11 protein-coding genes and 3 tRNA genes (1 of these 14 running past the window's edge) are annotated in these 11,348 nt (G+C 41.0%); 6 read left to right on the forward strand and 8 right to left on the reverse strand.

The features are described from left to right. Window positions 1-88: 88 nt before the first annotated feature. The 5 genes from obgE (at window position 89) to FHG67_RS17085 (ending at window position 6,069) form a co-directional block, all read left to right on the forward strand. On the forward strand, window positions 89-1,186 hold the full coding sequence (gene obgE / locus FHG67_RS17060; RefSeq protein WP_026054753.1) for a GTPase ObgE: 1,098 nt from the start codon (window positions 89-91) through the stop codon (window positions 1,184-1,186). A 653-nt stretch (window positions 1,187-1,839) separates the two neighbouring features. Beyond that, window positions 1,840-2,712, forward strand: coding sequence for a glutamate 5-kinase (proB, locus tag FHG67_RS17065; RefSeq protein ID WP_026054225.1), 873 nt, complete (start codon window positions 1,840-1,842; stop codon window positions 2,710-2,712). After that, window positions 2,709-3,959 (forward strand): glutamate-5-semialdehyde dehydrogenase, encoded by a 1,251-nt coding sequence (locus tag FHG67_RS17070; protein WP_004500102.1) that lies wholly within the window; start codon window positions 2,709-2,711, stop codon window positions 3,957-3,959. The genes proB and FHG67_RS17070 overlap by 4 nt, the downstream gene beginning before the upstream one ends. Before the next feature lie 3 nt (window positions 3,960-3,962). After that, a complete protein-coding gene (nadD, locus tag FHG67_RS17075; RefSeq protein WP_004500141.1) occupies window positions 3,963-4,556 on the forward strand; it encodes a nicotinate (nicotinamide) nucleotide adenylyltransferase in 594 nt (197 codons plus the stop codon). A gap of 340 nt (window positions 4,557-4,896) precedes the next feature. Beyond that, entirely contained in the window at window positions 4,897-6,069 is a 1,173-nt protein-coding gene (locus FHG67_RS17085) for an Lcl C-terminal domain-containing protein (protein WP_004496967.1), read from the forward strand. A 658-nt stretch (window positions 6,070-6,727) separates the two neighbouring features. Here the strand turns inward: FHG67_RS17085 and FHG67_RS17095 are convergent. After that, entirely contained in the window at window positions 6,728-7,648 is a 921-nt protein-coding gene (locus FHG67_RS17095) for a TIGR01777 family oxidoreductase (RefSeq protein WP_004501048.1), read from the reverse strand. 88 nt (window positions 7,649-7,736) lie between these two features. Between FHG67_RS17095 and FHG67_RS17100 the strand changes: the two genes are divergently transcribed. Beyond that, on the forward strand, window positions 7,737-8,366 hold the full coding sequence (locus tag FHG67_RS17100; RefSeq protein WP_026054224.1) for a hypothetical protein: 630 nt from the start codon (window positions 7,737-7,739) through the stop codon (window positions 8,364-8,366). Window positions 8,367-8,412: 46 nt separating this feature from the next. Here FHG67_RS17100 and FHG67_RS17105 read toward each other — a convergent pair. The 7 genes from FHG67_RS17105 to sppA all read right to left on the reverse strand — a co-directional run. Beyond that, window positions 8,413-8,488: transfer RNA gene (locus FHG67_RS17105), tRNA-His, on the reverse strand. A gap of 15 nt (window positions 8,489-8,503) precedes the next feature. Continuing rightward, window positions 8,504-8,580 (reverse strand) — tRNA-Arg (locus FHG67_RS17110). Between the two features lie 14 nt (window positions 8,581-8,594). Then, window positions 8,595-8,666, reverse strand: a tRNA-Pro gene (locus tag FHG67_RS17115). A 35-nt stretch (window positions 8,667-8,701) separates the two neighbouring features. Continuing rightward, window positions 8,702-9,394 (reverse strand): tetratricopeptide repeat protein, encoded by a 693-nt coding sequence (locus FHG67_RS17120; protein WP_004500058.1) that lies wholly within the window; start codon window positions 9,392-9,394, stop codon window positions 8,702-8,704. A gap of 334 nt (window positions 9,395-9,728) precedes the next feature. After that, window positions 9,729-10,481, reverse strand: a complete 753-nt coding sequence (gene surE, locus FHG67_RS17125; protein ID WP_004496803.1) for a 5'/3'-nucleotidase SurE — start codon at window positions 10,479-10,481, stop codon at window positions 9,729-9,731. Further along, window positions 10,478-11,077: a hypothetical protein gene (locus tag FHG67_RS17130; protein WP_004496994.1), complete on the reverse strand. Its 600-nt coding sequence runs from the start codon at window positions 11,075-11,077 to the stop codon at window positions 10,478-10,480. Before FHG67_RS17130 ends, surE begins: the two co-directional genes overlap by 4 nt. A gap of 7 nt (window positions 11,078-11,084) precedes the next feature. Beyond that, window positions 11,085-11,348, reverse strand: the 3' end of a protein-coding gene (gene sppA / locus FHG67_RS17135) for a signal peptide peptidase SppA (protein WP_026054751.1). Its footprint extends 690 nt past the window's final position; only the last 264 of its 954 coding nucleotides appear in the window; the start codon falls outside the window, past its right edge — the gene reads right to left on this strand; its stop codon occupies window positions 11,085-11,087.

An 11,348-nucleotide genomic window follows, 5' to 3' on the forward strand; every position in this document is an offset into this window, starting at 1 on the left:
TACTTGTAAGTAAGGTTATGGTTTCTGGGTCCGGATTCTGCGGTTTTTGTTTTTAAAACGATTTAAGAATTTAGAATATTCAAATATCATGGAATCCTTTGTAGACGAAGTCGCAATCGAAGTGTTCGCAGGTCACGGCGGAGCCGGTTCCGTCCATTTCCGGAGGGAGAAATACGTCGAGTTCGGCGGCCCCGACGGAGGAGACGGAGGAACCGGAGGCAACGTAATCATTCGCCCGAACCTTTCCATGTATACCTTGGACAAATATCTTTCCAAAAGGAAGTTCAAAGCGGAAGCGGGTTTTCCCGGAGTAGGCGATAACTGTTCCGGTAAAAAAGGAGAAGACCTAATTCTATTCGTTCCTCTAGGAACTCAAATCTACGACGAGGAAACCGGAGATCTTCTTTTTGATTTCGTATCCGAAACGCAAGAGTTCGTAGTCGTTCGAGGCGGTCGAGGCGGCAAAGGAAATACTCATTTTAAATCCTCCACCAATCAAACTCCCCGTTTCGCACAACCTGGTGAAGAGGGAGAATATAAATTTTTACGCCTTTCTCTTAAACTTTTAGCCGACGTCGGAATCGTAGGTCTTCCAAACGCGGGTAAATCCACGCTGATCTCGAAAATCACGGACGCCCACCCTAAAATAGCAGGCTATGCGTTCACAACCCTTTCTCCGAATCTCGGCGTTGTTAAACGAAGAGGCGATATCTTTCGTTTTACGATCGCGGATATCCCCGGCATCATCGAAGGCGCGAGTATGGGAATCGGACTCGGTCTTTCTTTTCTACGTCACATAGAACGAGTCAAAGGAATTTTGTATCTTTTCGACGCTTCTTCTCTGGATATTGAGGAAGATTTGAAGATGCTTCGGAACGAACTTTTCACATACAATCAGGAGCTGCTCAACCGACCTTATCTTATCGTACTAAACAAAATCGATATTTGGGATGATCCCGAATTTACGAAGGATATAATCTCCAAAGTTACTCATCTCGGCAAAGTGATCGCGATCTCCGCGGACAAAGAGACAAATCTGGAAAAACTTTTGGAAGCGATGGACGAGGCTTTTTTTAAGGATGAAATCGAAAAAGTCCTTAAATCAACCAAAGAGCCGAAATCGATTTCTTCAAATGAATCCGATATTTTAGATTCTTTCGAAAACCCGAAGGAAATTAAGGAATGAAATCCGTTTTAGAACATTTTTTTCTTTGGAGGTTGTTCCAAGATCTTAAAATGTGAAAACCACACTTCGAGTGACTAGTAGCGGGTGCTTAAGCATAACCAACCCCACAAATTAAGAAGGCTTTTAGGATAATAAGGATCAAAAACTGATATTTTTCAAGTGTTCCGACAAGAATAAGGCTTTTTACTTGCAGAAGTATCATTTTTTGATAGAGAAAAATCTTCCGGAGCCCTATCTCGCGGCCCGTAGATGAATCTAAATCGGCCACCGCAAACCAAAGTGTGGCGACTTAACAAAGTCGACCGCATAAACTCCGGCGCAGAGCTTTCCTAAACTCAAATCTCGCTCCGAAGGGTCGCGAGATAGGTCGCTCTGCGGGACGGGACGTAAGTTTCACAGAGGATTTGTCGTAATTCCGACAGATTTATCTTCGGATCCAAGTACTTGTGAGTAAGGTTATGCTTAAGGATTCTAGACATCTTACCAAAGACACGGTTGTTGTGAGAAGTCTTGGGCTTTGTTACGAACTATCGAATACTTATCGTCAATTTCTTTTAAATTTTTGGGGCAGACATTTAATTGCAGAAACGGGCTTCGTAAAAGTAGATTCAAAAAAAAATTTCAACTCGAATCGGCTTACAGGATATAACGAAATGAATATGGAACGAAATTCACTGTCAGAAAAAATCCACAGCGCGGAAATGATCGTGATCAAAGTAGGTTCCGCGAGATTGTCCGGCCCGGAATCGGAAGTGAACGATTTTTTATTTCAATTGGTAAGCGACATTCGCCATCTCAGAGATCTAGGTAAAAAAGTGATCCTAGTTTCCTCCGGCGCGATCGCAAGAGGAAGACTTTTGTTAAACGAACTCCCCTCTTCCATCCCGTCTGGAGACTCTCTCTCCGAAAAACAAGCGTTAGCCGCTATGGGTCAGAACAGACTCATCAATCTTTACGACAGTTTTTTTTCCAAAGTGAACTTGAGCATAGCTCAGATTCTTTTCGGCGTTCTGGACCTGGAATCCAAAGAAGGTTATAAAAATCTAAAGAACACGTTCACTCAGCTTTTGGAATGGGGAGTGCTTCCTATCGTCAACGAGAACGACTCGGTCGCAACCGAAGAAGTGAAATTCGGAGACAACGATATGCTTTCCGCGCTTGTAAGTTTGATTGTAGGCGCGGATTTGCTCCTCATTTTAACCGGAGTGGATGGATTTCTCAAAGAAGAGAAAGTAGTCCCTTTTTTGAAAGGAATTTCCAAAGACGATCTGAATCTCGCGGGCGGCCCGAGCGGTCCCGGAACCGGCGGAATGTTCACCAAACTTAAATCAGCCGGCCTATTATCGGAAGCAGGAGTACCGACCGCGATCTTAAACGGCAAGAAAATGCACGCGATCCGAGAATTTTTGGAAAAAAACTCGGCCGGAACTTTGGTTGCGCCCTCCGGAAACCGAGTTTTTTCTGAGGAAAATGTGAAAGAAATCATCCGTAAAAATCGAAACGGCAACGGAGAAAATCATCTATGAAAGAAATCGAATACGTTAAAGAACTTTCTTATCGGACCAAAAAAGCTTCGAGAACTTTAAAATCACTTTCTTCATCCCAAAAAAATAAGGTTCTTTTGGGACTTGCAGACCTATTAGAAAAACGTAAATCGGAAATCCTTTCCGCAAACGAGTCCGACCTAAAAAACGGCAAGGAAAAAAACCTCTCTTCCGCTTTGATGGATCGTCTTTTATTAAATGAGAAGCGAGTCGCTTCCATGGCTTCCGCAGTTCGAGAAATCGTTTCGCTTCCAGATCCCGTCGGAGAAGTTACGAGAGGTTTGACCCTCCCGAACGGTCTCGAACTTGTGACCAAAAGAGTCCCTCTCGGAGTCGTGATGGTCATCTACGAATCTCGTCCGAACGTAACGATTGACGTAGGCGCCCTTTCTTTCAAATCGGGGAACGCATGTATTCTCAGAGGGGGAAGCGAAGCGTTTCATTCCAACGCGATTTTAGTAAAACTATTTCATGAAATTCTAAACAAAGAAGGAATCGATACAAGTGCGATCACTTTCGTAGACAAAACGGATCGTTCCTTTATGCTTCCTTTCCTTCAACAGGCTTCTTTGATCGACATAGTGGTTCCGAGAGGCGGAGAAGGTTTGATCAAATTTGTCTCGGAGCATTCTATGATTCCGGTCGTCAAACATGATAAAGGTGTTTGTAATCTCTATATCGATCAGGATGCCGATCCTGCGAAAGTAATTCCGATCGTAATCAACTCCAAGGTGCAAAGACCGGGAGTATGTAACGCTACGGAAAATTTAATACTTCACAACGGTTATCCGTTTCGAAAAGAATTGTTACAAGCTTTAGCCAAAGAAGGTGTGGAGCTATTACTTGATCCTTCCGCGCTTTCTTTGTACCCGAAAGGAAAGCCGGTTAAAGAAGAGGACTATCAGGAAGAATTTTTGGATCTTCGTCTTTCGGTAAAAACGGTTTCCAGCTTGGAAGAAGCGTTAGCCTTTATCGAAAGAACTTCTTCAGGTCATACGGAAGCCATCGTCACGGAAGATTTAAGCGCGGCTAAAATTTTCACAACTTCCTTAGATTCCGCCGCTTTATTCGTCAATTGTTCCACCCGTTTTCACGACGGCGCGGAATTCGGTCTCGGCGCCGAAGTCGGAATTTCCACCGGCAAGTTACACGTCCGTGGGCCTATGGGTTTGGCCCACCTCACGACCACAACCACCTATGTAACCGGAAACGGACAAATCCGAAATTAACCCATGACTTCACCAATTCTCACGGGAATTTTCGGAGGCAGTTTCGATCCTCCTCACGAAGGACATTCGGGAATTTTAAAGTCTTTTTTTCGGGAAGTCCCAGAGTGTAAGGAAGTCTTTCTGATTCCAAACCGAAAGAATCCTCTCAAAGGAGAGAAGTTTTCTTCTCCCGAAAGTATATTAGAAATGTTGAATCTATTTGTCTCCGAGCTTTCGGAGCCAATTCGAATTTTGGATCTGGAATTGAATCATCCGGGTCCGAGTTATACGATTGAAACGATTCAAAAACTCAAAATTCTCCATCCGAATCGAGAGTTTGTTCTTTTAATCGGAGAGGATAATTATTCCAATTTTCACGAGTGGAGGAATTATGAAAAAATTTTGGATGAAGTTCGAAAAGTTTTCGTCTTTCGAAGATTCTCGGAAGTAGTTCCTCAGAATTCAAAACTTTTCTCTCAATTTCAATTTTTGAAAAATCCTTTGATTCCGGCGAGTTCCACGGACTTAAGGCAATCATTCTTTCAATCCACAACTCCGAATCGAATTCCAAAAAAAGTTTTGGATTATATTCTAAAAAACGAACTTTATTCTAAATAATGTGACATTTTGTCGGAACTATATGCGGAAATATCACTCACTTATATAGAAATGTCTTCGGAAAAATCTCTTGAAGCTATTTCAAAACGATTTCTGTTCTTAAATCTAAAAAACCGCTTCTAAATTTCACTGGTCCATTTCTAAAAATAATATAATCTGACCACTTCGGCTTTAAATTTAACTTTATAAAAACCCGATTCAAGAATAAGATACCATTCTGACCTACATCTTTTTGAGAGCTTGGAATAAAATCTTTCAATAAATCATTCATGTGATAAAATGAAACCTTTTCTCAAGTTTCTTTCTGTTAGGGATTAAGAACGCCGAGGGTAAAAAGTGTATGCATAGATATATCCTATCTTTTTTTATTTTTTCTCTTCTTTTCTGTGCAAAACTTCCGGGCAAACCGGATCCTCCTTATGTTATATTCCAATATCTGCAAGCGTCAGCTTCCAATGGCCAAGAAGTAAACAGCTCGGCAAATAATTCTCAATGTTCAAACGGACCTACGAATTTTAATCCGGGAGCCGTTTTTGATACGGGGCAGACGATTTGTTGGGATAATGCAGGAACTGCTGTTGCGTGTCCGGGGACTGGTAATGATGGAGAATTTAGCAATACCCCAAACGCGCGCACTTTTTCCGCCCCAACCCCAAGCTGCGAATTTACTTCGGATTATACTACGTTAGATACTCTACACGGACTTACTTGGAAAACTTGCGCTCAGGGTCAAACCGGTTCGAATTGTTCCGGAGCAGCAATCGCAATCAATTGGAACAATGCAAACGCAGGGTTAGTGGGAAGTTGTACAAACTTAAACGGACTCAATGGTGGACGAGGTTATGCGGGAAAAACCAACTGGAGAATTCCTACAATCAAAGAGTTAGCTTCTCTGCTTCACTATTCAAACAATCCGCATATCAACAATACTTCCTTTCCAAATACATTTTCAGGAACCAACTACATGACGAATACGCCCGATATTACAACACCCGGTTCCAATTGGGTGATCAACTTTTCGGCCGCGAATTTGGGGACTTCGAATGAGCCACAAGGAAATAACATCAATCTTCGTTGTGTTTCCGGAAACCCGATTCCGGCGTTCTCCTTTATGGACCTCTTAGACGGAACGGTCAGAGATCAAAATACGGGACTTCTATGGTCTCAGTGTTCGGAAGGACAGGCCGGTGCAGGATGTATAGGTGGTGCGCCCTTGGATTTGGATTGGAGTGCGGCTCTCAATGCATGTGATGTTTTGAATTTAGCAGGAAGAACAAATTGGAGATTACCAAACGCCAACGAACTTTTGAGCATCGTCGATTTCAATAATAATAACCCTGCCATCGACGTTGCTTCCTTTCCAAATACCCCAAACTCTAACTATTGGACATCGACAACCTATGAAAACAATACTTTTTTCACAGTCAGTATCTCTTTCACAACTGGCTCCTTATTTACAGGTCTAAATGACAAAGCCCAACAGCTCAAAGTTCGTTGTGTTACAACATTTTAATACGAAAAAAACTTTTTCTTTCAACCGATTTTAAAATTTCTTCCAGAGCCGCTTCAAAATGTAGAAACTTTTTAGATATTACTACTCAGACGCATGAAAATGATACTCAAAAATCAGCGGTCGATTTACAAAAGTACGGCAGTCCTCAAAAATTAAGTCAAATCGGAAATTCCCGACTCTTTAGAGAAATATTCCAACATTCTAATTTTCGAAATAAGTTTATCATAGTATTCTACTCATGCGTCCGAGTAGTAGATGTCAGGGTTTTAAATACTCGTGGATAACATTTAGGTTTTTTAACTCCGGAATGCGTTCACCGTGCTTCATGATATGTGTAAACCTTTTTAGGACTTTACACTGAACCCTGACTCCTATCCACTGATCCCTAATTAAACGTTGGAACTCCTGCATTTTTTAGAAGTTTGTCGGACTTTTAGAGATATTAGAGTTTTTGAAAAATTCATTCTCCGTTTGTTTTTGTTTCACTGAAATGAACGATTGAAGCAGTTTTGTTGATCCACAATTGAATTTTTTAAGGTTTTGAGATGGACTTTTACTGATCCCTATAAAATAGAGTACCTTAATTTGAGCACAAATCCCATGTTTAAACGCAGAATTTTAGACACTCTATTATGTAGAGATGAGTAGTTTTAAGAAATTACGAACTTGAGATCAAGAGATCTCGCAATGCCAGGTCAAGCCTTGGATATAAAAAAGAAAATCCAGATTTTTGCAATTTCTCCGGTATCACTTTCTGCCCTTTTAAGATCACGTCCGCGCCGTCCCGATAAAGGACTTTTAAAATCGTCTCCGGAACTCTAAAAAATGCGGGACGTTTTAATATATTTGCGAGTGTTTTCGAAAAGATCTCATTACTTACCGGATTTGGGGCTACTAAATTGAATGCTCCCGAAAGATTAGAATTTTCTAATAAATGAACAATCGCGCCGACCATGTCTTCGATATGGATCCAGCTAAAGATCTGCCTTCCGGAACCTATCGGTCCTCCCAAGCCCAATCGAAAAGGAGAAAGCATACTTCCCAGAGCTCCTCCGTAAAGACTTAAAACAACGCCGGTTCTAATTCGGACTAACCTGATTCCAAGTTTTGAAAGCGGCTCGGAAGCGGTTTCCCAATCAACGCATAACGACGCGAGGTAATCCGTACCGGGAGCGGAATCCTCCGAGAAATTCACCGTACCGTTTTCAAAAAAGCCGTAATACCCGATAGCAGATCCTTGGATAAAAACTTTTGGCGGAGTTCCCACAATTTTAGAAACGGAAGAAACCAAATTTTCAGTATAATTCACTCTGGAAGAACGAATTTCCTCTTTCACTTTCCTAGTCCATCTAACTCCTACAATAGGCGCTCCGGCAAGATTTACAATGCCATCTAATCCTTCCAAACGCTCAGGTTTTGGAAAATCTCCTACCACAATTTCAAAATTTTTCCTCTCTCGAAGAAATACAGGAATGTCGAAAGACCGGCTAAAAATTCTTACAAAATGCCCCGTCTTAAGCAATCGAAGCGCAAGAGCTCTTCCTATCAACCCGGTCCCGCCGGTAATTCCTATGTTCATTATTTATCACCTTTTATCCTTACTCGAAAGATTCGAAAAATCAGAATCCTGATTGCCCCAAGGTGTGAGTTCCCACATTTTTGATTCTATGATTCCCAAAAGTCTACTCTCGAAGATTTTAGTCCCAATTTTCCCAATCGCAATCATAACCGGAAATCTTTACCTTTTCAATACTACAAAGAATAAAATCGAAGCATTTACAATTCAGCCTCCATTTCTATCTTTCGACTTTACGAATTCTTATCTTTCCAATAAAGACTCAAGAATCGGCCATCTTCTGGATCGAAATCCTTATACAACCTGGACGAAACTTCGTCATTCAAATAGAGAAGAAGATTTTTTCTTAGAATTAAGACAAACACATCATCTCAAAGAAAATAAACCTGAAATTTCAAAATGGAAAACCCTTCATGTTGTAGGTTGCAAACAAACTCTAGAAAAATTAAAACTCGGTTTAATCCTAAGAGAATCGATCGACATGGACAAAGAACTTAGGATGCCCAAGGACAGAATTTTAGGCGAAAGAGTTTTAAACTTTTCAGAATCCAAACATTTTAAAATTCCGTTAGAATCCTACTATCGGCCGGAAGCAAGTTTGGAGTTCCCACAGAAAATGTTTATTTGGACGGTCAACGGAACCTGGATCACAAAAGGCCAAAGCTACCCAAATGAAAAAAAAGGATTTTGTTTAGAAGATATATGGCTGAGCGAGGATTAGAAAGACCACAATTTTACAAAAAGTGAAGGCACGTTCCCATAAAAACTGGGGAGAACGACGGGAATCGAACCCGCGACGGCCAGTACCACAAACTGGAGCTCTACCAACTGAGCTACGTTCTCCGTCTCTGTTTATCCTGGTGACCCGAGAGGGATTCGAACCCCCGACCCACTGCTTAGAAGGCAGTTGCTCTATCCAACTGAGCTACCGAGTCTTGGAGGATTAAAATCGGGATGATAGGATTTGAACCTACGACCCTCTGCTCCCAAGGCAGATGCGCTACCCCTGCGCTACATCCCGTTTTCGACTCTATGTTTTTAAAAACGGTCCCACTGTCAAGTAGAGTCTTCCACTTTTTCGATATGTCGTAAGATCTCAGGGTGTGTAGGAACTTTCAAGAGGGCTTTTTTAAAAGCCAAAATCGCTTCTTCTTTCTTACCGCTCTTATACAGAAGTACGCCGAAGGAATCCAAATATGCGGGATTTTCAGGTTCGTTTTTAAGAACTGATTTTAAACAATCGGCGGCCAATTTCCATTCTTCTGGACTTGGATCTCTTTGATTCAAAAGCAGATAACCGAGAGAATTTAAACTGTTCTTATAATCGGGACGTAATTTAAGAATCTTTTTATGAATATCGATTGCGTCTTCTATACGACCGGACTTTTCCAAAGCGAAAGCCTTCATGGAAAGAATTCTCAAATCGTCCACTTGAATCTTGAGACGTTCCTCACATTTTTCCAGTGCTTTAACATATTCTTTATTTTGAATTAAAGCGTACACAATCATAAGAATCGAATTCTCCCGCTCGCCGAATCTGGGAAATTTTTCAAGAAGTTCCTCCAAAATGGAAACGCATTTCTTATGATTATTGGTTCTAACGCAACATATCGCAAAATTATAATATAATTCCGGGTCCTCGTTGCCGGAGGAAATCTCACGATCGATCAGAGTAAGGGCAAAAAGAAAATTTCCCTTATCGATTTCCTGAAGAATTCTCTTTTTAGATTTTTTACTTTTATCCGACATTCTTATAATAGAGTTGTTGAAAAATTAATTTTCCTTCTGTTTCCATTTCATTGAAATGAGCGATCAAAGCAGTTTTTTTAACTCCATTATGGGATTTTTCAACAACTCTAATTTATTCAAAAGTCGATCTAAGAACCTGCCGCGAAACCTTAAGAGAAATCAGTTTTAATCATCGAGTAAATTCGTAATATAACGTTGTAGTTCCACATTCCAAAGTTTTGGGACAAACTTTTTCTCGGTCAAAAATCTTACAACTTTTCCTCTGAAGAGCCGATTTTCTTAAGGCGGGTTTTATTTTTTCAATTCCGAATCCATTTCGGTTTTTTTTGAGGTCCTAAGACAAACGATTGCTGAAAGAATCCGAAAGTTCGCGCACAAGCGAAAAATCCGTCTGATCGAGAGACAAAGGAGTTAAGGAAATTTTTCCGGAGAAAAAAGCGGTAAAGTCAGTTCCTTCTTCCGTGGCATGTCCCAGTTCGGAACCACCGAGATAAAAATCGGCGATACCTCCGATGATATTTTTCTTAGAATAAGTGTCCTCGTATGTACGCTTTCCCAGCCTGGTAATCCTAAGATTTTCCGTCGAAGAGACGAAGTCGAACGGAATATTCATGTTGTAGACGATTCCCACCTTCAAAAGAGAGGAATATTCGTTGATGAAATGCCGAACGAATTCAGCTTCTCGAATATAATCATAATCTTTAGTAACATTTCCGGAACTTACAGCCAAAGAAAGTCGGCTGTGGACCGCTCCGTGTCTCGCCGCTCCGACCGTTCCCGAGTAATGAATATCGTGGCCCAAATTCACACCTCGATTGATTCCGGATAATACAAAATCTATCTTCGGAAAAATATCTCCGTGTAATCCTATGTTCACGCAGTCCGCAGGATATCCGTCTACGATATAATGATTATCGTTGATTCTTTCCACTCTCATCGAATCGTAAATCGACAATGCCATGGAAGTTGCGGACCTTTCTCTCAAAGGAGCGATTAGGAACGTATCGTGTTCTTTTTGAAGAATTGCCTCCAAAGCTTTGATCCCCGAAGAGGCAATTCCATCGTCGTTTGTAATTAAAATATTCATAAGACCAAATGAAGAATAGAACCGGAAATATAAAAATAGAATACGAAAGGAAAAACACCCGAAATCAAAACGGCGGTTAAAGAAAAACGGACCGCATCCGAAGTTTTTAAATCATAAATAAACTGAATTCCTTTTGAAACGACCGCGACATAATAACCGATCAAAAAAAGTAAAATCGAAAAGTAACCGATTCCTCCGCTCAGGCCAACCTCGTGGAATAAAATGGAAATAGGAGTAAAAAAAATAAAAACCGTCATTCCAAAACGACATAAATTGTAAGAATAATGAACGTTACCCGTTCTTTGTTTTCTCTGGGCATAAAAATCGATCACAGCTCCTAAGATCATCGGAAGAACGGATATCATGGATAGGTTTGCAAGAAACGCAAGTCCGATCATTCCCATAGAATTCCCGGTGTAAGGGGGAGAAAGATAAGTAGCGCCGACGGAGATGCTCAACGCACTCGGAATCAATACGATCCAAGAATATAAATTCAGATTTTTTTCGGAAAGATTTGCAAGCGCCGTTTCCAATCGAATCGGCTCGTAAATAGCGGCTTCCAACAATCCCAGTATAGAATTAAATAAATCTTTCAATGAGGTCCTACCTGATAGCCTGAGGAAGAATTACGAGTACCGGTGAATTTTTGAATTCTCTGAAGAAAATTCTTTCACTCGAAAAAGAATTCATCTTGGACCCTAACATCATAAACAATCTGTCAAACGGGGACTCTTCCTCTTCATAAAGAGGAATCTCTCCGTCGTACTGACAGAGCCTGGACAATTCCTCCAGGGCTTCCTTTCTTCCGCCGATTTCGTCTACGAGTTTATTTCTAAACGCATCTTGTCCGGAATAGATTCTTCCTTC

Origin of the sequence: Leptospira weilii (assembly GCF_006874765.1) — a bacterium.
GTDB lineage: Bacteria > Spirochaetota > Leptospiria > Leptospirales > Leptospiraceae > Leptospira > Leptospira weilii.

Coding starts and splice junctions, on each gene's coding strand:
- nadD (WP_004500141.1), top strand. CDS start 3,963: ATGACTTCACCAATTCTCACGGGAATTTTCGGAGGCAGTTTCGATCCT.
- FHG67_RS17120 (WP_004500058.1), bottom strand. CDS start 9,394: ATGTCGGATAAAAGTAAAAAATCTAAAAAGAGAATTCTTCAGGAAATC.
- FHG67_RS17100 (WP_026054224.1), top strand. CDS start 7,737: ATGATTCCCAAAAGTCTACTCTCGAAGATTTTAGTCCCAATTTTCCCA.
- surE (WP_004496803.1), bottom strand. CDS start 10,481: ATGAATATTTTAATTACAAACGACGATGGAATTGCCTCTTCGGGGATC.
- FHG67_RS17095 (WP_004501048.1), bottom strand. CDS start 7,648: ATGAACATAGGAATTACCGGCGGGACCGGGTTGATAGGAAGAGCTCTT.
- FHG67_RS17085 (WP_004496967.1), top strand. CDS start 4,897: ATGCATAGATATATCCTATCTTTTTTTATTTTTTCTCTTCTTTTCTGT.
- FHG67_RS17070 (WP_004500102.1), top strand. CDS start 2,709: ATGAAAGAAATCGAATACGTTAAAGAACTTTCTTATCGGACCAAAAAA.
- obgE (WP_026054753.1), top strand. CDS start 89: ATGGAATCCTTTGTAGACGAAGTCGCAATCGAAGTGTTCGCAGGTCAC.
- proB (WP_026054225.1), top strand. CDS start 1,840: ATGAATATGGAACGAAATTCACTGTCAGAAAAAATCCACAGCGCGGAA.